The sequence below is a fragment of the Mycobacterium sp. P4_H6 genome, from assembly GCF_056400845.1.
Genome location: NZ_JBFUKN010000025.1, coordinates 55,569 through 77,392, shown reverse-complemented (window position 1 = coordinate 77,392; position 21,824 = coordinate 55,569). Strand labels below are relative to the sequence as shown.

Sequence of the window (21,824 nt, the reverse complement as noted above, 5' to 3'; positions counted from 1 at the left end):
ACGGAGACAGCGTGCACTTCGACGATGGGACATCGGATGCGTTCGACGTCATCATCTACGCCACCGGATACAACATCACCTTCCCGTTCTTCGAGCCCGATCTGATCAGCGCGCCGGAAAACCAGATCCGGTTGTACAAGCGGATGTTCAAGCCAGGGTTCGACGATCTGGTCTTCATCGGTTTCGCCCAGGCCATTCCGACGCTGTTCCCGTTCGTGGAATGCCAGGCCCGATTGCTGGCCGCCTACGCCGCCGGCAAGTACGTGCTACCGGCCGTCGATGAGATGGAGCGCGTGATCGACGCCGATCAGCAGCTGCACGCCGGGCACTGCACCAACCGGGCGCGGCACACCCAGCAGGTGGATTACTTCTACTACGAGCACGACATCCGCACCAAGGAGATCCCGGCCGGGGTCAAGCGTGCGGCGTCTCGTCCTGCGCTGGTGCCGGCGTGAGGTCGCCGACGGATCGCCGGCCGTCCCTGCGCAGCGACGAGCGCCGCGAAGCCATCCTCGATGCCCTCGACGGTTGGCTGCAGGACTCCAGTCTGGACGCCGTCAACGTCGCCGAGATCACCGCGCAGGCCGGCGTCACGCGCTCGGCGTTCTATTTCTACTTCGAGAACAAGGCGGCCGCCGTCGCCGCCCTGATGGAGCGTCTGGTCACCGAGATCTTCGTCGTGAACGAGGAATTCACCACTGGCGGAGGAGCGCCGCGCGACCGGGTGTACACCATGCTGAACGGGCTGTTCGACAGCAGCGACCGGTACCGCCATGTTTTCAGCGCGATGTTGGAGGCGCGTGGTTCCAGCGCCACCGTCAGGCAGATCTGGGACGACGCGCGCGATGCGTTCACGCCGTCGGTGGCCGAGCTGATCCGGGCGGAGCGGCCAGGCAACACCCCCGAGCCGGAGATCCTCGCGGCGGTGCTGCTGGAATTCAACGACCGGATGCTGGAGCGGTTCATCACCGGCGGGCAACTCACACGTGCGCAGCTGATCGAGGGTGCGGCCGCGGTGTGGCTGAGCACGATCTATGGAGAGAATCGATGAGCTATCGGGAACTGTCCTTCACCTCGCACGGAACCCGATGCAGTGCATGGCATTTCCGTGCACCCGGCGACCACGTGCGACCCGCGGTGGTGATGGCGCACGGATTCGGCGGCACCAAGGACTCCGGCCTGGAGCCCTTCGCGGAGCGCTTCGCGGCGGCCGGTATCGACGTGTTCGCGTTCGACTACCGCGGATTCGGCGCCTCCGAAGGCCAGCCGCGCCAGACGGTGTCGCTGGAGGCCCAGCTGGCGGACTTCCACAGCGCAATCGCCGCGGCGGGGGAGTTGCCGGGCGTGGACCGCGACAGAATCGCGCTGTGGGGTGCGTCCATGTCGGGCGGTCACGTGCTGCAGGTGGCCGGTGACCGGGACGATATCGCCGCGGTGATCTCCTTGACGCCGTTGACGAGTGGGCTGGCCGCCGGCCGGGCCGCGATCGGCGAGCGCGGTGTGCTGACCTCACTGCGCTGGACGGCGACCGGTGTGCGCAGCAAGGTTTCGGTGGCGCGGGGCGGCACCCCGACGCTGGTCCCGATCGTGGGCAGACCGGGTGAGCCCGGTGCGCTGACGCTGTCGGGAGCGTATGAGAGCTATCTGGCGATGGCGGGTCCGACCTGGCGTAACCAGATCGACTCCTCGGTCGGCATGGAACTGGGGCGGATGAGCGTCAAGGCGGCGGTGCGCCGGATCACGTGTCCGGTGCTGGTGCAGATCGGCGACTTCGACCGGTTCGTGCCCGCCGGCGCGGTGGCCAAGACCGCGGAACTGGCCAGGGCACAGGTGCATCGGTATGCCTGCGATCATTTCGACGTGTGGCCGGGCAATGAATGGTTCGACAAGACCGTCGAGGACCAGCTGGTGTTTCTGCGTCGGGTGCTCGCGGTGGGCTGATCGCGCCACTTCGCCCATTCGCTCCGCCGGAACCTGGGTGCGAAAGTGCCCGCCTCTGAGCGACTTTCGAACGGCAGATGAGTCCCAGAATTTTCTTTGGACTCATTGATCACTGCGGTCACTTTTCGGGGGGTTTTGTCGGTGATCGCACGTATGTTCGAGATATGAACGGTGACGTGTTGGGTGGTCGGGAAGCGGTGCAGCATGCACTGTCCGATCGCGCCGGGTCGGTCAAGGCACTGCTGGATGCCGACTTCACCGTCTTTGACACCGCGGAGTTGTTGGGGCTGTTGTCTGAGCGGGAGCAGTACGCCCGCGCCGATGCCGCGGTGGATCACCGGATCTTGGCCGCGTTGATGGATCGGGCCACCCCGCATGAGATCGGCGGGAAATCCTGGAACGACGTACTGGCCACCCGGGACCGCCTCAGCAGCGCCGAGGCCGGGCGCCGGATCGCGCAGGCCCGCGACCTCGGGCCCCGGCATGCGTTGAACGGTGAGGTGTTGGAGCCGCTGCTACCGGCATGTGCGGCGGCGTTGGCGGCGGGGTCCATCAACACCGCCCACATCACGGTCATTCGGTCGGCGTTGAAGCAGGCCTCGCGATATCTCGATGCCGGCGAGCGCGCCCAGATGGAGGCCACCCTGGTCGCGGTGRCCGAGGCCAATACCCCCGAGACGCTGGCCGAGCTCGCCGAGCAGATGGTGTATGTGCTCAACCAGAACGGCGATGGCCCCGACCTGGCCCGGCACAAGGTGGGGCTCACCATCGGCAAGCCCGATGTCGATGGATTGTCGAAGGTGTCGGGGCGGGTGGATTCGGAGTTCGCGGCCTACCTGCGCACCATCCTGGACGTGTGGGCGCGGCCCGGGATCAACAACCCCGACGACGCCGCACCGCAACACAACCCGGTGCCCAACCCGCTCGAAGAAGAAACGGTGGAACCCGGGCCGCAACCGGGGTCAGAGTCCGAACCCGCACCGGAAGCGGGGCTGGGGTCTGGGCATGGGCCTGTCGAGCCACGTCCGTTCCCACGGGACTTCGGCGAACTCGCCGATCTCGCCGACACCYTSCCMCCACCGATCARGCGYGACCTSGAACCGCCCGCCGGYGATCACCGCACCCAAGCCCAACGCAACCACGACGCCATCAAAGCGGTSCTGCGCGACACCCTGATGTCCAMRCGCCTCGGCCARCACAACGGGCTACCSGTCACCGTCGTSGTCTCSACCACGCTGGCCGARYTSGARGCCGGTGCCGGGATCGCGGTCACCGGCTCCGGAACCCGCATGCCCATGCGCGACCTSATCCGCCTCGCCGAGCACGCCCATCACTATCTGATCGTCTACCGGCACCACACCGCCGAACCGCTCTACCTGGGGCGTTCGAAACGCCTGGYCACCAAGGCCCAACGCCTGTTGCTCTACAACCGCGACCGCGGCTGCACCCGACCCGGCTGCACCAAAGGCGCCTGTCACTGCCAGGCACATCACGCCCATCCCAGCTGGCACCACGGCGGGCTCACCGACGCCCCCGACCTCGCACTCGGCTGCGGACCGGACAACCGGCTCGCCGAACTGGGCTGGACCAACACCATCGACCCCGCCACCGGCCGCTGCCACTGGCACCCACCACCACTCATGGACACCGGCGGCGACACCCTCAACCACCACTTCCACCCCGAAGAACTCCTACCACCCAGGGAGAATCTCGACGATGAAGACAGCCCATGACCGCCTGTACCGCACCATACTGTAATACTTACAGTCGGATACTCGACGAAGGTGGGTCCAGTCATGTCAGGCGTCCTCGACGGGATACGGGTTCTCGATTACGGCCGATTCATCGCCGCGCCGTGGTGCAGCGCCATCCTGGCCGATATGGGCGCCGACGTCCTGCGGGTGGAGAAACGGGAGGGCGGCGAGGACCGTTGGGTTCAGGCGGTCACCGACGGCGGTGAGGGTGGCACCTTCCTGCAGTGCAACCGCAACAAGCGTTCGCTGACATTGGATTCCACCACCGCCGAGGGGGCGGAGATCACCCGCCGCCTGGTGGCACGGGCCGATATCGTCGTCGCCAATATGCCGGCCGCCGGGATGCGGGCCAGCGGTCTGGACTATGACACCCTGCGCGCCGTCAAGCCGGACATCATCCTGGCCAGCGCCACCGCATACGGCGAGGGCGGCCCGTACAGCAACAAAGTTGGCTTCGACGGCGCGGGACAGGTCATGTCCGGGGCGGTGTACCGGCAGGGGCTACCCGAGCAGCCCATCCGAACGGTGGTGCCCTACACCGATTTCGGCACCGCCCTCACCCTGACGATCGGCGTCATGATGGCGCTCTACCACCGGGATCGCACCGGCGAGGGCCAGCACGTCGAGGGCGCCCTGCTGCCGACAGCGCTGATGCTGTCCAACGCCTTTCTCATCGAGCGAGAACTGCTGCAGACGGACAAGCCGCGCATGGGCAACCGGGGCGCGTCGGTCGCGCCCTGCGACCTGTACCGCACCGCCGACAACGAATGGGTGCTGCTGCAGGTGGCCGGACAACCCATGTTCAAACGATGGTGCCGTCTCATGGGCCGCGAAGAACTGTTCGACGACCCACGTTTCGCCAATGACGACATCCGCTGGGAGAACGGCGACGTCCTCAACGACATCATGTCGCAGTGGTGTGCCGACAAGACCAAGGCGGAGGTCCTCGAACTACTGGAGCAGGCCAAGATGCCTGCCGCGCCGCTGCACTCCACCCAGGAGGTGCTCGACGATCCGCACATCCAGGCCATGGGTTACCTGAAGCGGGTGCCCTTTCCCGGCGCCTCCCGCGACGTGCCGATCATCGAGACCCCGTTCCGCATGTCGGCGACCCCCGGTAGCATCCGGCACCGGGCGCCACTCCTCGGCGAGCACACCGATGCGGTGCTCGGTGAGATCGGTTATGACGCAGCGCAGATCGCCGGGTTACGGGCCGACGCCATCGTCTGACGCCTGGATCATCTCGCGGATCCGGTGCTTGTCGACCTTGCCGGTGGCGCCGAACGGAACCGCGTCCTCGCTGTCCAGGATCAACCAGACCGTCGGGACCTTGAAGGCGCTGAGCACCTCTTTGGCCGCCGCGCGTAACTCGTTGGCGGACAGACTCGTCACGACGGCGGCGGCGACACGGCCGCCCACATCGACCACGAACACCGCCCGTATCCCGGCGATCCCACGCAGCGCACGTTCCACCTCGCTGGGGTACACCGTCGCACCACTGACCTTTAACATGTCATCGGACCGGCCCCGGTAGAACAGGAACCCGTCCGCGTCGAGAAACCCGAGATCACCGGTGGGGTAGTACCCGTCCGGGGTGAACACCTCCTCGCGGCTGCGCCGGCAGATCCCGCGCAGGACGTGCGGTCCGCGGATCTGGAGCTGGCCCACCTCGCCGGCGGGCATGGGCGCACCCGTCTGGACATCGGCGATCCGCACATCCATCCCGGCGAACGGCTTCCCGCAACTGCCCCAAGCCGATTGCGGCATATCGGCGTCCGCGGGGTATCCGCTGTACGGCCCGAACGATTCGGTCATCCCGAACAGTGAGGCGCGCGCACCCGATGCCGATCGCAGCTCCGGCGCCAACAGCGCCTCCAGGCTTCCCACCCGCAGATCGGGTAACGGCTCCGACAGATAGCGTGCCAGCGCCGCTGCCTGGTCCGGCCATCCGCGAAACAGCGTGACCCGTTCGCGGCGAAGCAGATCCAGCGTCGACTCGGCCTGCGGGATCGGCTCGGTCACCAGGGTGGCGCCCGCCAGCAGCGCCGACAGGATCCCGGCCCCGAAACCACCCACCCAGAAGAACGGCATCGGCAGATACAGCCGGGTGTCCTCGGTGATGAGGCGTGCGTCCAGCCCGGAACGCACCGCGGCCAGCGCACTGCCGTGGGAATGCCGAACCCCCTTCGGCGGCCCGCTGCTGCCCGAGGTGAACATGATGACCAACGGGTCGGCGGGCCGCACGGGTGGGAACGCCGCGGCGCCGCGCAATGCCAGCACCTCGCTCGGCGTCCAGACCCGGCGCAGGGATGGCACCGGATCCGGTGTGTAGCGGCGGCCGCGGAACTCCTCGACGGCGATAAGATGCTGGACCGACGCCGTACGCAGCTGTGCGGTGAGCTCAGATGTGGTGAGCAGTGTGCTCAGTGGCACCAGCACCGCGCCGATCCGGGTGACGGCCAGCGCGATCCGCACCCAGTCGGCGCTGTTGGGCATGATCAGCCCGACCCGGGTGCCCTTGACGATTCCGGCGGCGAGCAGGCCGGCGCCCAACGCGGCGGTGCTCGTGGCGAGCTCGCTGTAACTGATCCGGGTGTCCGGGTCGATCACCATCGGCTTGCTCTCGGCGGCCCGCGCGCGGATCAGTCCGTCGATGGTGTCAGTCATCGAAGAGCCTCGCCAACGCGGGCATGTCGATTTTCCCGCTGGACAACATCGGGACATCGGCGGGGCGGCACGTGAGGAACCGTCTGGGCACCTTGTAGGACGACAGCGTCTCCCGCAAGACCCGGCGGAGCGCCTCGGTGTCGACCGGACCGTCACTGACGATCACGGCGGCCACGATCTGTCCGCGCTGCGCGTCGGGCAGACCCAGCACGTGGGCGACGAATCCCTGCGCCGCGAGGGCTTTCTGCACCTCGCCGGGCGTGACATTGGCTCCGGAGGTCTTGATCATCGAACCGGCGCGGGTCAGGTAATAGAAGTAGCCGTCCGCGTCGACGCGCACCAGATCGCCGGTGTGAAACCAGCCGTCGGCGTCGAAGCAGTCCTCGCGGCTGCGTCTGTAGTAGCCCTGCATCACGTACGGCCCGCGGATACAGAGCTCACCGGTGGCGAGCACCTTGGTGTCGAAGCCCGGCGCGGGACGGCCGAAGCTACCGCGCCGGTGCTCGGGCTGATCGGACTCGTCACCGTCGATCAGCAGCACACTGCCGGCCTCGGTCATCCCCAGCATGTTGTGCCGCAACTCGGGATCGGACGGCCGGACGTCCGGCGCCATGATCGGGTACAGATTGCCGCGTCGCAGCGCGGACAGGTCCCGGTCGGCGAAGCTGGGGTGACGGGTCAGATGCGCGATACCCGCCGCAAAGCCGTTGGTGACGTTGGGGCGCACCGCCTCCAGCAGATCCAGGGTTTCGCCCGCGTCGCTGGCATTTGAGCAGACCAACGTGGACCCGGCGACGATGGTGGCGAGCAGGCCGAACGCGAAGCCGCCGATCCAGAAGAACGGCGAATTGCAGAACAAGGTGTCCGAGGCCTTCAGCCCGCGGATCTCATTGAGATTGCGCTGATGCCCGAGCAACCCGGCGTGGGTGTGCACCGCGCCCTTGGGTGGGCCGGTCGACCCGGAGGTGTAGATGATCGCCAGTGGATCGTGGCCGTCGACGTCGGCTTGCAGCCCGGTCAGGTCGGGTTCGGCCGCCGACGGCGGGTCGAAGAGCACATGGCGCAGGCATGGCGCATCGATGCCGGCCAACAGCTGCCGATAGTCGTGCTGGCGGAACGATGCTGCCGCCAAGAGGATCTCGGTGTCACTGTCGATCAGCTGGGTCGTCAACTCCGCGGCGGTCTGGAAAGTGGAGAACGGCACCACCACCGCACCGATGCGCGCGGCGGCCAGCATCCCGACCACGAAGTCGGCGCCGTTGGGGTACAGCAGACCGACGTGGGTGCCCTTCCCGGCACCCAGCCCGACGAGGCCGCGCGCGAGTTCCGCGGACCGCTGGTCGGCCTCGTCGTAGGTGAGTCGTTCGTCATCGCAGATCAGCAGGACGTGATCCGCCCGGCGGCGGATCAGGTCGACAAGCGACCCAATCATGAGCCGGCGAAATGCTCTCGTACCGCCCCGAGATCGGCCTTGCCGGACGGGGTGCGAGGTATCACCTCGACGATGGCGATGTCGGTGGGGATTTCGTAACGGGCCAGTCGAGCGCCGAGGTACTCCGCCAGCTCTTCGGCGGAGGCCTGACCGTGCAGTTCGACCATCGCAACGGGGGTCTCGCCGAGACGTTCGTCGGCCACACCGATGACCGCCGCGCCGCGCACGGCGGGGTGGCTCTCCAGGGCGGTGCGCACATCGTCGGGCATCACCTTGAAGCCGCCCCGGATGATGGCCTGATCGGCGCGGCCCAAGATCCACACGAACCCGTCGGCGTCGATGCGCGCGAGGTCGGTGGTGCGGATCCAGTCCCTGGAAGACATCTGGGCAGGAATGACTTCCAACAACCCGTGCTCGTCCGGGCCGAGGACGCGCCCCGCCTCGTCGACCACCCGTAATTGCGCACCGGGATTCGCCCGGCCCACGCTGCCACGCTTGGCCTGCCAGTACTGCTGATGGTCGGCCAGCGTCCAACCGGCCACCCCGCCGCCGAATTCGGTGGCCGCATAAGAGGTCAGGACCGGTATGCCGAACTTCGCGGTGAAGGCGTCGGCATCGTCGGCGGACAACGGGGCGGTCCCGGAGGTGACCGCACGCACGCCGGCGAGATCCTCACGGGTGAGTTCGGAGTGCAGCACCATCCGCAGCGCCGCCGGCACCAGCGAGACCGCGCGCGGTGTGTGCTCACGCACGGCGTCGGCCCAGCGCTGCAGGTCGAACTTGGGGAGCAGCACAAATGACCGGGCTTCGCTGATACACAGCAGAATCCGGAACACCCCGCCGACGTGCACCAGGGGGGAGTTCACGATCGCCACCCCGCGCCGCAGCTCGGTGGGTTCCTGCCACGGCTGCTGTCCCAGCACGCTGCGGGCCAGCATGTCGTAGGTGAGGTCGACGCGCTTCGGTGGTCCGGTGGTCCCGCTGGTCAACATCCACACCGCGACGCCGGGGCGGCGGGCGTCATCGATGGTGGTGCCCAACAACTCCGTCGGGGCGGTGTCGAGATCGGAGATGGTGATCACCGTGCCGGTGACCGACGGTGTCACCAGGTTGGCGATGTCGTCGTCCAGCCCGATGAGCACCGGCAGCCCGAGTGCGGCGATATCGGCGCGGGTGCGGTCATCGCCGCGGGACGGGTTGATGACCACGACGGTGCCGCCGGTCTCCAGCACGCCGAGCAGGGCGGCGACGTGGGCGGGCTGATTGCGCAGCATGATCCCGACCCGGACGGGGCCGGTGAGCGCGCCGATGCGCCGCGCCAGGGTGGCGAGTTGCCCCCAGCTGGACCACTGGCCGTCGTACTGCAGCGCCGGCGCCGACGGAGCCAGGTCCAGTACGGTGCTGATGCGTCGCGAAAGCGGATGGGACATCAACGGATCCGTGGCGGCGTCTTGGGGATCGGCCGTGCGGCGAGCTCATCCTTGGCGATCGGGTTGCCCAGCCGGGTGTAGATCAGTCCGTGGTCCATCGCGGCCCGGTACGGTTTGTCCAGTGACTCCCAGATGGCCTTGACGGTGCCCTGGGTCGCGGTCGGTGGTTTCGCGGCGATGGCGGTGGCGATCTCATCGGCGCGGCTCCACAGTGCGTCTCGGGACACCACCTCGGTGACCAGTCCGATCCGCAGCGCGGTGTCGGCGCCGACGCGCTCGTCGTTGCCCATCAACGCCATCCGCAGGGTGTCCCCGAGACCGACCCGGCGCATCAGCCCGATCGGCTCCAGCGCTGACACCAGCCCGGCGCTGACATGGGAGTCGAAGAAGGCGGCCTCCTGTGAACAGATCACCACATCGGACTCGTTGACGAAGTACAGCGCTCCCGCGGTGCACATGCCCTGTACCGCGCAGACCACCGGCTTCCACATCTTCTGCCATTTGGGGCTGAGCAGCTCGCCCGGATCCTCGTGGTTCCACACGATCCCGGGTTGTCCATAGCTGGATTTGACGTCCAGTCCCGCGCTGAAGGCGCGGTCACCGGCGGCGCGCAGCACCACGGCGTTGATGCCCTCGTCGTCCTTGATGGTGTGCCAGGCGTCGCGCATCTCGTGGCACATGGCGCGGTTGAACGAGTTCAGCGCGTCGGGGCGGTTGAGCGTCACGGTGGCGACGTGCGTGTGGTGGTCGAAATCGAGCAGGATGGTGGCTGCCATGACTACCGGGCCTGCCAGTTGGGTGTGCGCTTCTCCACGAACGCGCGCGGCCCCTCCAGCGCATCCTCGGTGCGGGTGACCCGTTCCCGGAACGTCTCGGCCAGGATCTCACCCTCGTGCAACGGCAGATCCAGAGTCTTGTGGATGGCGAGCCGGGTACCGCGTACCGCCAGCGGCGCATTGAGATTCACGGTGTCGGCGATCTCGTGGGCGCGCTCCAGCAGTTTGTCGTGTTCGACGATCTCGGTGATCAACCCGAGTTCGTAGGCACGCTCGACCGTCATCCGCTCGTGCTTGCCCATCAGCGCCATCCGCAGCGCCACCGAACGCGGTAGCGCACGCGCCAGTCGCACCATCTCCCGGGCGGCGACCAGGCCGATGCTGACATGCGGGTCGAAGAAGGTGGCCTTGTCCGAGGCGATGACGATATCCCCGGTGGTCACCCAGTCCAGCCCTGCACCGCAACAGATTCCGTTGACGGCGACGATGACGGGTTTGGTCATGGTCCGAAACGGCGGGGTGCCCTCCTGTGGAGCCTCCCACTGTTCGTAGGTGGACAGGTAGGGGCGTTCGTTGAGCACCTTGCCGTCGCCGGGGATTTCCTTGACATCGGCGCCGGTGCAGAACGCCCGCCCATTGGCGGTGACGATCATCAGCCACACGTTGTCATCGTCCTCGGCTCGTCGGTAGGCCGCCCGCAGTTCGGTGATCATGTGCGGCGACAACGCGTTGAGCGCGTCGGGCCGGTTCATGGTGATGGTGGCCTTGTGGCCGTCGACGTCGTAGGTGATCGTGTCGTAGCTCATGATTCCTTTCAGCGCCCCTGGAAGTCGGGGTCGCGGCGTTCCCGGAACGCGGCCAGGCCCTCTTTGAAATCGGCGGTGCGGCAGGAGAGTTCCAGATTGGAGAGCTCCTGGTTCATGGACTGGGGCAGGGTGGCGTGCTGGCCGTAGGCGATGGCCTGTTTGGCCAGCCCGATGGCGACCGTGGGTCCACTGGACAGCCGGGCCAGCAGTTCATCGGCGGCGGTCTGCACCTCGTCGGCGGGCACCGCGCCGTGGATCAGCCCCCAGTCGGCGGCGTCGGTGCCGCTGACCTTCTCGCCGAGCAGCAGCATCCGCTTGGCGCGGGCCACGCCGGCCAGCCGGGGGAGCAGCCAGGTGGAACCCGAGTCCGGGCTGAATCCCCGGGAGATGAACGGCTCCCAGAAGGTGGCGCCGGTGTCGGCGACGGTGAAGTCCGCGGCCAGGGCCAGGTTGCAGCCCAGCCCGACGGCCCAGCCGCGGACAGCGCAGACCACCGGCAGGTGGATGGTGGCGACGAGTTCGATCACCCGGTGGGCGGTGTGCGGGATGCGCCGGACCAGGTCGCCGGTGCGGGGACGTTCGTCGGACGCATTGGTGGACACCCAGTCGGCACCGGTGCAGAAGTGGTCACCGGCGCCGGTGATGAAGAGGGCGCGCAGCGAATCATCACTGGCGGCAGCGGTCAGGATGCCGACCAGATCGTCGATCATCTGGTGGTCCAGGGAGTTTCGGCGTGCCTGCCGATCGAGCGTGATCCGCAGGACGGAGTCTCTGCGGGAGGTGGTCACCGAACCGTCGCTCACCTGGCACCCGGCCTTTCCATATCCATACAGTTGCCCATACAGTAGGCGATGCGGTTACTATCTTGTACAAGTTAGCAAGGAAAGGTCGTCGATGGAAGGACGCGCCCGGCGCATCCGGCAGCCACGGGTTGCCGAGATCGTTGCGTCCAAACTGCGTGACGACATCCTGTCCGGTCGGCTGCGTGCCGGTGACATCCTGCCGACCCAGGAGAATTTGTTCCAGGAGTTCGGCGTCAGCCCGCCGGCGCTGCGCGAGGCGATCCACCTGTTGGAGACCGACGGCCTGATCTCGGTGCGACGGGGCAACATGGGCGGGGCGGTGGTCCAGCTGCCGTCCGCGGAACGCACCGCACACATGATCAGCATGGTGCTGCAGACCCGCGCCGCCACCCCGGCCGATGTCAGCGGCGCCCTGCTGCACCTGGAGCCGATCTGCGCGGGCATGTGCGCGGCCCGCGCGGATCGCGCCACCGAGGTGGTACCTCATCTGCAGGCCGAGATCGACACCCAGACGGCACAGTTCGATGATTCGGCGCAGTACGTGCGCAATGCCCGCCGCTTCCACGAGGTCCTGGTGGCGCGGTGCGGTAACGAGCCGATGATCCTGCTGATCGGCTCGCTGGAACTGATCTGGTCCACCCACGAGTCGCAGGTGTGGGGCGACGACGTGAACGAGAAGACGATGCGGGCAGCCCTGCGTGACCATCAGCGTCTGCTCGCCGCGATCTCCGAGGGCAATGTCGCGCGCGCCACCAAGCTGGCGGCCGACCATCTGACCGCGGCCCGGCGGACCACGCTGGCCGCCGGAACCGATAAAACCATTGAAGCGAGGCTGATTTCGCATGACTGACGACCGGGTGCTCTTCGAGGTCGATGCGGATCGACGCATCGCCACCATCACCTTCAACAACCCGAAACAGCGCAACTCCTATGACGCGGCCATGCGCGATGAGATCGCGCGCCACCTCGATACCGTCGCCGATGATGACGACATCACCGTCGTGTTGCTGCGCGGTGCCGAGGGAGTGTTCAGCACCGGCGCCGATATGAACAATGCCTACGGCTGGTATGGCGAGAAGGAGAAGGAGTCCGCTCCCAAGAAGTCCCGGCCCAGCCAGCGCCGCCGACTCACGGTGGACCGCAAGTCGTTTGACTTCTACCACAACTTCCTGGGCTTCCCGAAGGTCACCGTCGGCGAGATCAGCGGCTATGCCCTCGGCGGCGGTTTCGAGATGGCACTGATGACCGACATCTCGGTGATCGCCCGCGACACCAAGATCGGGATGCCCGCCACCCGTTTCCTGGGTCCGGCGCTGGGCAGCCTGCACATGTTCTTCCACCGGCTCGGCCCGGTGCTGGCGCGCCGGATGCTGCTCACCGGCGACATCATCGAAGCCGGCACCGTCGAGCACCTCGGTGTCTTCACCGACACCTGCGATGCCGACAAGGTCGCGGCCCGGGCGCAGTACTGGGCACAGAAGGCCGCCAAGATGCCCGCCGACGGCGTGGTCATCGCCAAGGAAGCCTTCCGGTGGGTCGAGCAGAGTCAGGCGTATCAGGGCGAAGAGGTCGCGAGCTACATGTTCCACGCCTACGGCACCAACCTGCAGTTTTCGCCGGGGGAGTTCAACTTCGTCAAGACCCGCGCCCAGCACGGGACCAAGGAGGCGTTCCGGCTGCGTGACGAGCATTTCCACGTGCCGGAACCGCAGTAGCCAACCGCACAACGGAGCGCCTACAGTGGGTGCTACGTTTACATAAACAACGGATATCGTAAAGGCGGAAAGATATGCCCCAACCCGTGATCGTCGGTGCTGCCCGCACCGCCATCGGCCGGTCCTTCAAGGGGACCCTGGTCAACACGCCGCCGGAGGCACTGCTCGGCGCGGTCATGCCCGAAGTGGTCCGGCGCGCAGGTATCGATCCGTCGGTCATCGACGACATCATCATCGCCGAATCGCATTACGGTGGCGGCGACCTCGCGCGCTACGTCGCACTGGTGGCAGGGTACGAGAATGCGCCCGGCCAGGCCGTGAACCGGCACTGCGCGGGCAGCCTCACCGCGATCGGCAATGCAGCGGCCCAGATCGGCTCCGGTATGGAGCGGGTGCTGCTCGCCGGTGGTGTGCAATCGCTGTCGATGACGCCGCTGATGAACCAGCGCATTCCCGGTCCGGAGCTGAAGTTCGAGGAGCGCTGGCTGCCGCCCATTCACCCGGAGGCCCCGGACGCACCGTCCCGCGACATGTCCATCACCGTGGGGTGGAACACCGCACAGTCCTACGGGCTGACCCGCGAGGAACTCGACGCCTGGGCGGCGCGCTCCCATCAGCGTGCGGTCGCCGCGCAGGATGCGGGAAAGTTCCTCGACGAGATCGTGCCCCTCAAGGTGACCCAGCCCGACGGCTCGGTCATCGAATTCAGCGTCGACGAGCATCCGCGCCGGGACACCACCGTGGAGAAGCTCGCCGGCCTCAAGGTCCTGCACCCGGAGATCGAAGGATTCTCCATCACCGCGGGCAACAGTAGTGGCACCAATGATGCTGCCGCTGCTGTCGCGGTGGTCGCCGACGACTACGCGGCCGCGGAGAACCTCAATGTGCTCGCCACGGTGCGGGCCTGGGGTTCGGTCGGCGTGCCGGCCAAGGACACCGGACTGGGTGGCGTGAAGGTGATCGGCAAGGTCCTCGACCGCGCCGGCCTCAAGCCCTCCGACGTGGCGCTGTGGGAGATCAACGAGGCCTTCGCCTCGGTACCGGTGGCGGCGGTGCGCGAATACGGCCTCGACGAAGAACTGGTCAACTTCTCCGGCAGCGGCTGCAGCCTGGGCCATCCGATCGCCGCCTCAGGCGCCCGGATGATCACCACCCTGATCTACGAACTGCAGCGTCGCGGCGGCGGTATCGGCGTGGCGGCGATGTGCGCCGGCGGCGGTCAGGGCGGCGGACTCGTCATTGAAGTGTGATCAGCATCGAGGTATGACCTCGAGAGTCTGAACTACCGGGCGGACTTACCCCGGCCCTTCGGGGCCGGGGTTTTCGCTTTGCTGCCACCCTCGAGCCGGCGGCTCGCGTGCTCCAGGATGCAGTCCAGGCCGAACTCGAAGTTGTTCTCGTCGGAGGCCCCGAAGCTGTGACCCTCACTGGTCACCTGCGCCAGCAGCGGTGCGACCTCCGGATCGATGACCAGGGTCTGGTCATAGGCGCCCGGCCCCTCGTCGCCGGTGTTCTTCTCCGCGAGGCGCTGCAGCACCACGGAGCCCCGGACATGCAGGGTGACCGCCGAATAGGTGTCGAAGGCGTCCTCGGCGCTCAACCCGGCCTCGACGAGCCCGGAGATCGCCTTCTCCATCTCCAGCACACCGAGTTTCGCGGCGCGCGGGCTCAGCGCGGCGCGGATGAGGATCAGATCGCACAGGATCGGATTGCCGGTGAAGGTCTTGCGCATGGTGCGCGCGTGGTTGCGCAGCGTCTCGCGCCAGTCCTTGGCCTCCACATACGGCGTGGCGAACACGTACTCGCTGAGCGCGCGATCGGTCATCGCGTTGAGCAGGTCGTCCTTCTTGCGGAAGTACCAGTAGATGCTGGTGACGCCGACACCCAGGTGCTTTCCGAGCAACGGCATGCTGAGGTTGTCGATACCGACCTGCTCGGCGAGTTCGAAGGCGCCCTTGATGATGTCGTCGGGATTGATCGATCCGCGCTCGCGGCGCTGTCGTTTCTCGGCAACCGGTTGCTTCGCCACGGCGGGCACCTCTTTCGCGATCGATGCTGCGGCTCGCAGCGGTTCACTTTCCGGGCTCGGGCAGTGAACCGTCAAGCTTACCGGTAGCCATACCGTCGTGGCCGGTACGCACGTTCTCGGGTGGGTTATACGGCGCTCTCGTCCGGCTACCGTAATCAATATAGTAATGTTTTCCGGGATCCRACCCGCCCCATTTCTTCGAATGCGAGGACCGAGAGTGGCCGACGAAATCCTGACCGAGCGCCGGGGCCGCACCCTGGTCATCACCATCAACCGGCCCGAGGCGCGAAATGCGTTCAATCTGCCTGTGGCACAAGGCCTCGCGGCCGCGATGGATGAGCTCGACGACAGCCCGGAGCTGTCGGTGGCGATCCTCACCGGTGCCGGTGGGAACTTCAGCGCCGGGATGGACCTGAAGGCCTTCGCTTCCGGCGAGCTGCCCTATGTCGAAGGGCGCGGTATCGGTTTCACCGAGCGCCCGCCCCGCAAACCCGTGATCGCCGCCGTCGAGGGTTACGCGCTGGCAGGTGGCACCGAGATGGTGCTCGCCACCGACCTCATCGTGGCCTCGCGGACAGCGAAGTTCGGCATCCCGGAGGTCAAGCGCGGACTGGTGGCCGCCGGCGGTGGGCTGCTGCGGCTGCCGCATCGCATCCCGTATCAGAAGGCTCTCGAATTGGCGCTCACCGGTGAGCATTTCACCGCCGAGGACGCCGCCCAGTGGGGCTTCGTCAACAAGCTGACCGAGCCGGGCGAGGCGCTCGCCGGTGCGCTGGAACTGGCCGAGAAGATCACCGCGAACGGTCCGCTGGCGGTGGCGGCGACCAAAGAGGTCATCGTGAAGTCGGCCGAGTGGAGCCAGGCCGAGATGTGGCAGAAGCAGAACGAGCTCATCGGCCCGGTGTTCGCGTCCAAGGACGCCATCGAGGGGGCCACGGCGTTCGCCGAGAAGCGCGCGCCGAACTGGACCGGCAGCTAGCAGGCGGAGGGCGGGAGCGGAGCGACCCGGGAGGTGATATAGCTCGTGGATCTCGGATTCGCCGGTGCCGCAACCGTCGTCGTCGGCGGTGGCCGTGGCATGGGATTCGCCACGGCGCAATGCCTTGCCGACGACGGGGCCCGGGTGGCGATCATCGGACGGTCCGCGGACGTGCTCGACGCCGCCACGGCGGATCTGGCCCGACGGGGGAGTCCGGACGCCGTGGCGATCGTCGCCGACATCGGTGACGACGCCGCGGTGCAACGGGTGTTCGCCGACCTGGCTGAACGCTGGGACGGGGAGCTCAACGCGCTCATCAATACCGTCGGCCCCGGCGCGGCAGGCAACTTCGAAGAGCTGACCGACCAGCAGTGGCAGGAAGCCTTCGATGCCGGCCTGATGGGCATGGTGCGTTGCGTGCGAGCCGCACTCCCGTTGCTGCGCAAGGCGGAATGGGCGCGCATCGTGAACTTCTCGGCACATTCGACCCAACGGCAGAGCACCCGGTTGCCGGCCTACACCGCGGCCAAGGCTGCGGTGAACAGTGTCTCGAAGAACCTGTCGCTGCAGTTGGCGCCCGACGAGATCATGGTGAATGTGGTGTCCCCTGGCAGCATCTCCTCGGAGGCCCTGCTGGGCTGGGCCGAATCGGTGGGCGTGGACGGCAGCGATCCGTATGCGCTGATGTCGGCCATCGACGAGCACTTCGGTCACCCCGCGCACCTGCCGCGGGCCGGGCAGACCAGTGAGATCGGGCCCGTCGCCGCCTTTTTGGCGTCCAGGCGCAACTCCTACATGACCGGCGCCAACATCAACGTCGACGGCGGCAGCGACTTCCTCTGATTTCGGCAAGTTTTCGCTGGTCGAAGCGCATCCGGGGGGCTTGCGGAATGCACTACCGATAGGTATACAGTAAGTATGCTCAAACGGGAGGTGGCCGACCTGTGACCGTCGCGGACAGTGTGAGTACAGAGGCGGTGCTGTACGAGGTCACCGCCGGTGGCGTCGCCGTCATCACCCTCAATCGCCCGGAGCGGCTGAACTCCTGGGGCGCCGACATCTCCCGCGGGGTATACGCGGCCTTCGACCGTGCCGAGGCCGACGAGGCGGTCCGGGCCGTCGTGCTCACCGGCACCGGCCGCGGATTCTGCGCCGGGGCCTATATGGGTGCCATGCAGGATCTCGGCGCGTCCATCGGCGCGGACACCGATGTCAGCAAGATCGTCGGTGAACGCCATCCGCACTTTCTGACCACCCTGCGTAAGCCGGTGATCGCCGCGATCAACGGCGCGTGCGTCGGTATCGGCCTGACCCATGCCCTGATGTGCGATGTCCGGTTCGCCGCGGACGGCGCGAAGTTCGCCACCGCCTTCCCGCGGCGCGGACTGATCGGCGAGTACGGCATCACCTGGATTCTGCCCCGGCTGGCCGGATGGGGAGCTGCCGCAGACCTGCTGCTGTCCGGGCGCACCTTCTTCGCCGATGAAGCCGCCAAGCTCGGCCTGGTCAAAGAGGTTGTGCCGCCCGAAGATCTGCTCGCCACCGCGCTCGCGTACGCCGAGGATCTGGCCCGCAACTGTTCACCGGCCTCGATGGCGGTCATCAAGCGCCAGCTCTACGGCGACGCCCACGACGCGGTCACCGACGTGAGTGCGCGCGCCGAGTCCCTCATGCACGAGTCCATGGTGCGCCCCGACCTGGTCGAAGGCATCACCGCGTTCTTCGAGAAGCGGCCGCCGAACTTCCCTGCACTGAAACAGCATTGAAAGGTTGACCCACATGTCTGACACACCAGAGCGTCTGCCCTACCTGGCCGTCGACGTCGACAACCACTACTACGAGCCGATCGATGCCTTCACGCGGCACCTGCCCAAGGAGTTCAGGAGCCGCGGTGTGCAGATGGTGCAGGACGGCAAGCGGACGCTGGCGGTGTTCGGAGGGACGGTCAACCACTTCATCCCCAACCCGACCTTCGACCCGATCATCGAACCCGGCTGCCTGGACCTGCTGTTCCGCGGCGAGATCCCCGAGGGCGTCGACCCCGCGTCGCTGATGAAGGTCGACCGGCTGTCCGAGCATCCCGAGTACCAGAACCGTGACGCCCGGCTGCAGGTGCTCGACCGTCAGCACCTCGAAACGGTGTTCATGCTGCCGACGTTCGCCTGCGGCGTGGAGGAAGGGCTCAAGCACGATATCGAGGCCACCATGGCCTCGGTGCACGCCTTCAATCTGTGGCTGGACGAGGACTGGGGCTTCGAGCGGCCCGACGGACGCTTCATCTCCGCGCCGATCATCTCGCTGGCCGATCCGCAGAAGGCGGTCGAGGAGGCCGAATTCGTCATCGGCCGCGGCGCCAAGCTGGTCTGCGTGCGCCCGGCTCCGGTGCCCGGGGTGGCCAGGCCACGCTCGCTGGGTGACCCGTCGCACGACCCGGTCTGGGCCCGGCTGGCCGAGGCCGGCGTCGCGGTGGTGTTCCACCTGTCCGACTCCGGATACATGGCGATCCCGGCACTGTGGGGCGGCAGCGGGGTGTTCAAGGGATTCGGCAAGCGCGACCCGCTGGACATGGTGATCATGGACGACCGCGCCATCCACGACACGATGGCCTCGATGATCGTGCACCAGGTGTTCACCCGGCATCCCACGCTGAAGGTCGCCAGCATCGAGAACGGCTCCCACTTCGTCTACCGGCTGATCAAGCGTCTCAAGAAGGCCGCCAACAATGCGCCGTACCACTTCAAGGAGGACCCGGTGGAACAGCTGCGCAACAACGTCTGGATCGCGCCGTACTACGAGGACGATGTGAAGCTGCTCGCGGCCACCATCGGTGTGGACAAGATCCTGTTCGGCTCGGACTGGCCGCACGGTGAGGGCCTGGCGGACCCGACCACGTTCACCGCCGACATCCCGCAATTCCCGGAGTTCAGTCTGGAGGACACCAGGAAGGTCATGCGCGACAACGCACTCGAGCTGCTCGGCGATGTCACCCGGGTCGCGCCCGGCGTCGCGCACCTGGTGTCGGCGTAGCCAGCGCGATGAGCGAATGGACCATCGGCGCCGTCATCGACGCCATCGCCCAGGCGGTCCCGGACCGGGAGATGACGGTGTGCGGAACACGGCGCACCACCTTCGCCGAGGGTGCGGACCGGACCCGGCGGCTGGCGAACTTCCTGGCCGGTCGCGGGCTGGGTGCGCACCGCGAACGCGATGAACTGCACCGATGGGAATGCGGGCAGGATCGCGTCGCAGTGATCTTGCACAACGATCTGTATCCGGAGATGGTGATCGGGTGCCTGAAGGCCCGGACGGTGCCGGTCAACGTCAACTACTACTACTCGCCGGTCGAGGTCGCCGACCTGCTGGCCTACCTGAAGCCGCGGGCGGTGATCTATCACCGTTCGCTGGGGGCCAAGTTCGCCGACGTGTTGGACGCCGAACTGCTCATCTCGGTCGATGACGGCGAAGGGCACGAACTTCCCGGTGCGGTACGAATGGAAGACGCACTGGCCGAGGGGGATTCGGATTGCGTGTCGGCACCGTCCCCGGACGATCTGTTGATGATCTGTACCGGCGGCACCACCGGGCGCCCCAAGGGTGTGCTGTGGCGCCAGGGGGACATCTACGTGTCCTCGATGAACGGGGCCGATCACGACGAGGTCGGGGAGATCCACGACAAGGTGGCGCACGCCGGGCCGCCGTGGTTCGCGGTCTCGCCGCTGATGCACGCTGCCGGGTTGTGGACGGCGTTCTCCGGGCTGCTGTCCGGGCAGACCGTCGTGCTGCACGACACCAAGGCGAAGTTCGATCCGCGCACCGTGCTGGAGACCGCGGAGCGCGAGAAGGTCGGGCTGATGACGATGGTGGGCGACGCGTACGCCGCCCCCATCGTCGAAGAGCTCGGCCGGCGGTCCTATGACCTGTCCTCGATGTTCGCCATCGGCACCGGTGGCGCGGCCACCAACCCGAAACATCAACGGGCCCTGCTGGATCACATCCCGCAGATCACCATCATCAACGGCTTCGGTTCCTCGGAGACCGGGAACATGGGTTTCGGGCACACCCAGCGCCAGACCGACACCGCCGACACCTTCCAGTTGCGGCCCGGCGGTCTGGTGCTCGCCGAGGACTACACCCGCTTCCTGGAACCCGGTGAGGCCGAGGTGGGCTGGGTGGCCCGAAACGGCCGGATCCCGCTGGGGTACTTCGACGACGCCGACGCCACCGCCAAGACCTTCCCCGAGGTCGGCGGCCAGCGGGTGGTGGTCTCCGGGGACCGTGCGGCACTGGATCCCGATGGCAGCCTGCGGCTGTACGGCCGGGACTCGCTGGTGGTGAACACCGGTGGGGAGAAGGTCTTCGTCGAGGAGGTCGAGGCAGCGTTGCGGGCGCACCCCGATGTCGTCGACGCCCTGGTGGTCGGCAGGCCCAGTGAGCGGTGGGGCGAGGAGATCGTCGCGATCGTCGCGCTGCACCCGGACGCCACGGCGACCGCAGAGTTGTTGCGCGAGCACAGCTGCACGGTGCTGGCGCGTTTCAAGGCGCCCAAGGAGGTGCTCTTCGTCGAGCAGGTACGCAGGCTCGGCAACGGCAAGGCCGATTACCGGTGGGCGAAGAGCCACGCGGTCGAGGCAGCGGCGATGGGGACGGTATGACAACGCGAGTTATCGACTGTCTGGCCAATGTGCATTTCGGCGAGACGGAACAGCAGCCCACCTTCATGACGAAGGTGCGCGACGACTACTTCAAGGGCCCGAAGTCGATGTACGACCCGATCGACCTTTCGGCCCTGCTCGACGAGATGGACACCCACGGGGTGCGCAAGGCGATCCTGATGGACTCACTGGCCAAACCCTCGGTGACGGCGCGCAAGTTCGTCGAGGCCCATCCGGAGCGGTTCGCGCTGGCGATGGGCGGGGTCAACCTGTTGCGGCCCATCCCGTCCCTGCGCGAGCTGGCCGCCATCACGAAGGATCTGCCGGTCGCCTATACCGTTGTCGGCCCCAGCTTCTGGGCCGACGGCCAGTATCCGCCCAGCGACGCGGTCTACTACCCGCTCTACACCAAGTGTGCCGAGCTGGAACTGCCACTGTGTGTCAACACCGGGATGCCGGGTCCGCCGATCCCGGGTGAGGTGCAGAACCCGATCCACCTGGACCGGGTGTGCGTCCGCTTCCCCGAGCTGAAGCTCTGCATGATCCACGGTGCGGACCCGTGGTGGGATGTCGCGATCAGAATGCTGATCAAGTACCAGAACCTGCGGTTGATGACCTCGGCGTGGTCACCGAAACGGCTGCCGGACAGCCTGTTGCACTACATGCGGACCCGCGGGCCGAAGAAGATCATCTTCGCGTCGGACTATCCGGTACTGCGGATGGAACGCGTGGTGCCCGAAGCGCTCGCGCTGGACCTGCCCGCCGAGGTGCTGGACAACTACCTCTACAACAACGCCGCCGAGTTCTTCTTCGGCGAAACCGGGAACCGGGAGAACTGAG

General features: G+C 67.0%; 20 protein-coding genes and 1 pseudogene. 14 read left to right on the top strand and 7 right to left on the bottom strand.

The annotated features are described in order from the left end of the window. From AC1DTF_RS13095 to AC1DTF_RS13075, 5 genes and pseudogenes are all read left to right on the top strand, one after another. Nucleotides 1-455 (top strand): annotated as a pseudogene (locus AC1DTF_RS13095) (NAD(P)/FAD-dependent oxidoreductase); the annotation flags it as partial. After that, nucleotides 452-1,051 (top strand): TetR/AcrR family transcriptional regulator, encoded by a 600-nt coding sequence (locus AC1DTF_RS13090; protein WP_057167406.1) that lies wholly within the window; start codon nucleotides 452-454, stop codon nucleotides 1,049-1,051. The pseudogene AC1DTF_RS13095 and the gene AC1DTF_RS13090, both read left to right, overlap by 4 nt. Then, the gene (locus AC1DTF_RS13085; protein WP_477474344.1) at nucleotides 1,048-1,941 is read left to right on the top strand and encodes an alpha/beta hydrolase; all 894 of its coding nucleotides are present in this window, start codon (nucleotides 1,048-1,050) and stop codon (nucleotides 1,939-1,941) included. Before AC1DTF_RS13090 ends, AC1DTF_RS13085 begins: the two co-directional genes overlap by 4 nt. Before the next feature lie 164 nt (nucleotides 1,942-2,105). After that, the gene (locus tag AC1DTF_RS13080; RefSeq protein WP_477474343.1) at nucleotides 2,106-3,674 is read left to right on the top strand and encodes an HNH endonuclease signature motif containing protein; all 1,569 of its coding nucleotides are present in this window, start codon (nucleotides 2,106-2,108) and stop codon (nucleotides 3,672-3,674) included. A gap of 63 nt (nucleotides 3,675-3,737) precedes the next feature. Continuing rightward, nucleotides 3,738-4,925, top strand: a complete 1,188-nt coding sequence (locus tag AC1DTF_RS13075; RefSeq protein ID WP_477474342.1) for a CaiB/BaiF CoA transferase family protein — start codon at nucleotides 3,738-3,740, stop codon at nucleotides 4,923-4,925. Here the strand turns inward: AC1DTF_RS13075 and AC1DTF_RS13070 are convergent. The 6 genes from AC1DTF_RS13070 to AC1DTF_RS13045 are packed head-to-tail and all read right to left on the bottom strand — an operon-like array spanning nucleotide 4,902 to nucleotide 11,609. Further along, nucleotides 4,902-6,362: a class I adenylate-forming enzyme family protein gene (locus AC1DTF_RS13070; protein ID WP_477474341.1), complete on the bottom strand. Its 1,461-nt coding sequence runs from the start codon at nucleotides 6,360-6,362 to the stop codon at nucleotides 4,902-4,904. The genes AC1DTF_RS13075 and AC1DTF_RS13070 overlap by 24 nt on opposite strands. After that, complete coding sequence (locus tag AC1DTF_RS13065; RefSeq protein ID WP_477474340.1) at nucleotides 6,355-7,794, bottom strand: class I adenylate-forming enzyme family protein; 1,440 nt, start codon at nucleotides 7,792-7,794, stop codon at nucleotides 6,355-6,357. Before AC1DTF_RS13065 ends, AC1DTF_RS13070 begins: the two co-directional genes overlap by 8 nt. Beyond that, entirely contained in the window at nucleotides 7,791-9,224 is a 1,434-nt protein-coding gene (locus AC1DTF_RS13060) for a class I adenylate-forming enzyme family protein (protein ID WP_477474339.1), read from the bottom strand. The genes AC1DTF_RS13065 and AC1DTF_RS13060 overlap by 4 nt, the downstream gene beginning before the upstream one ends. Continuing rightward, nucleotides 9,224-10,000 carry an enoyl-CoA hydratase/isomerase family protein gene (locus AC1DTF_RS13055; protein WP_477474338.1) on the bottom strand — a complete coding sequence of 259 codons (777 nt, stop codon included), beginning with the start codon at nucleotides 9,998-10,000 and terminating at the stop codon, nucleotides 9,224-9,226. Before AC1DTF_RS13055 ends, AC1DTF_RS13060 begins: the two co-directional genes overlap by 1 nt. A 2-nt stretch (nucleotides 10,001-10,002) precedes the next feature. After that, nucleotides 10,003-10,806 (bottom strand): enoyl-CoA hydratase/isomerase family protein, encoded by an 804-nt coding sequence (locus AC1DTF_RS13050; RefSeq protein ID WP_477474337.1) that lies wholly within the window; start codon nucleotides 10,804-10,806, stop codon nucleotides 10,003-10,005. An 8-nt stretch (nucleotides 10,807-10,814) separates the two neighbouring features. Next, nucleotides 10,815-11,609, bottom strand: a complete 795-nt coding sequence (locus AC1DTF_RS13045) for an enoyl-CoA hydratase/isomerase family protein (protein ID WP_477474336.1) — start codon at nucleotides 11,607-11,609, stop codon at nucleotides 10,815-10,817. Between the two features lie 91 nt (nucleotides 11,610-11,700). On the opposite strand from AC1DTF_RS13045, the gene AC1DTF_RS13040 reads away from it, so the two are divergent. From AC1DTF_RS13040 to AC1DTF_RS13030, 3 genes are all read left to right on the top strand, one after another. Then, nucleotides 11,701-12,459, top strand: coding sequence for a FadR/GntR family transcriptional regulator (locus AC1DTF_RS13040; RefSeq protein WP_057167396.1), 759 nt, complete (start codon nucleotides 11,701-11,703; stop codon nucleotides 12,457-12,459). Next, a complete protein-coding gene (locus AC1DTF_RS13035) occupies nucleotides 12,452-13,324 on the top strand; it encodes an enoyl-CoA hydratase/isomerase family protein (RefSeq protein WP_057167395.1) in 873 nt (290 codons plus the stop codon). The genes AC1DTF_RS13040 and AC1DTF_RS13035 overlap by 8 nt, the downstream gene beginning before the upstream one ends. Before the next feature lie 74 nt (nucleotides 13,325-13,398). Then, the gene (locus AC1DTF_RS13030; protein WP_477474335.1) at nucleotides 13,399-14,574 is read left to right on the top strand and encodes a thiolase family protein; all 1,176 of its coding nucleotides are present in this window, start codon (nucleotides 13,399-13,401) and stop codon (nucleotides 14,572-14,574) included. A 32-nt stretch (nucleotides 14,575-14,606) separates the two neighbouring features. Here AC1DTF_RS13030 and AC1DTF_RS13025 read toward each other — a convergent pair whose 3' ends face one another. Further along, nucleotides 14,607-15,353 (bottom strand): TetR/AcrR family transcriptional regulator, encoded by a 747-nt coding sequence (locus tag AC1DTF_RS13025; RefSeq protein ID WP_477474334.1) that lies wholly within the window; start codon nucleotides 15,351-15,353, stop codon nucleotides 14,607-14,609. Between the two features lie 217 nt (nucleotides 15,354-15,570). Between AC1DTF_RS13025 and AC1DTF_RS13020 the strand changes: the two genes are divergently transcribed. The 6 genes from AC1DTF_RS13020 (at nucleotide 15,571) to AC1DTF_RS12995 (ending at nucleotide 21,823) form a co-directional block, all read left to right on the top strand. Then, on the top strand, nucleotides 15,571-16,332 hold the full coding sequence (locus AC1DTF_RS13020) for a crotonase/enoyl-CoA hydratase family protein (protein WP_057167393.1): 762 nt from the start codon (nucleotides 15,571-15,573) through the stop codon (nucleotides 16,330-16,332). Between the two features lie 45 nt (nucleotides 16,333-16,377). Continuing rightward, nucleotides 16,378-17,175, top strand: coding sequence for an SDR family NAD(P)-dependent oxidoreductase (locus AC1DTF_RS13015; RefSeq protein ID WP_057167392.1), 798 nt, complete (start codon nucleotides 16,378-16,380; stop codon nucleotides 17,173-17,175). Between the two features lie 101 nt (nucleotides 17,176-17,276). Beyond that, complete coding sequence (locus AC1DTF_RS13010) at nucleotides 17,277-18,098, top strand: enoyl-CoA hydratase (RefSeq protein WP_477474333.1); 822 nt, start codon at nucleotides 17,277-17,279, stop codon at nucleotides 18,096-18,098. A gap of 13 nt (nucleotides 18,099-18,111) precedes the next feature. Then, nucleotides 18,112-19,359, top strand: a complete 1,248-nt coding sequence (locus AC1DTF_RS13005) for an amidohydrolase family protein (protein ID WP_477474332.1) — start codon at nucleotides 18,112-18,114, stop codon at nucleotides 19,357-19,359. Between the two features lie 8 nt (nucleotides 19,360-19,367). Further along, on the top strand, nucleotides 19,368-20,984 hold the full coding sequence (locus AC1DTF_RS13000; RefSeq protein WP_477474331.1) for an acyl-CoA synthetase: 1,617 nt from the start codon (nucleotides 19,368-19,370) through the stop codon (nucleotides 20,982-20,984). Continuing rightward, entirely contained in the window at nucleotides 20,981-21,823 is an 843-nt protein-coding gene (locus AC1DTF_RS12995) for an amidohydrolase family protein (protein ID WP_477474330.1), read from the top strand. The genes AC1DTF_RS13000 and AC1DTF_RS12995 overlap by 4 nt, the downstream gene beginning before the upstream one ends. Nucleotide 21,824 lies beyond the last annotated feature (1 nt).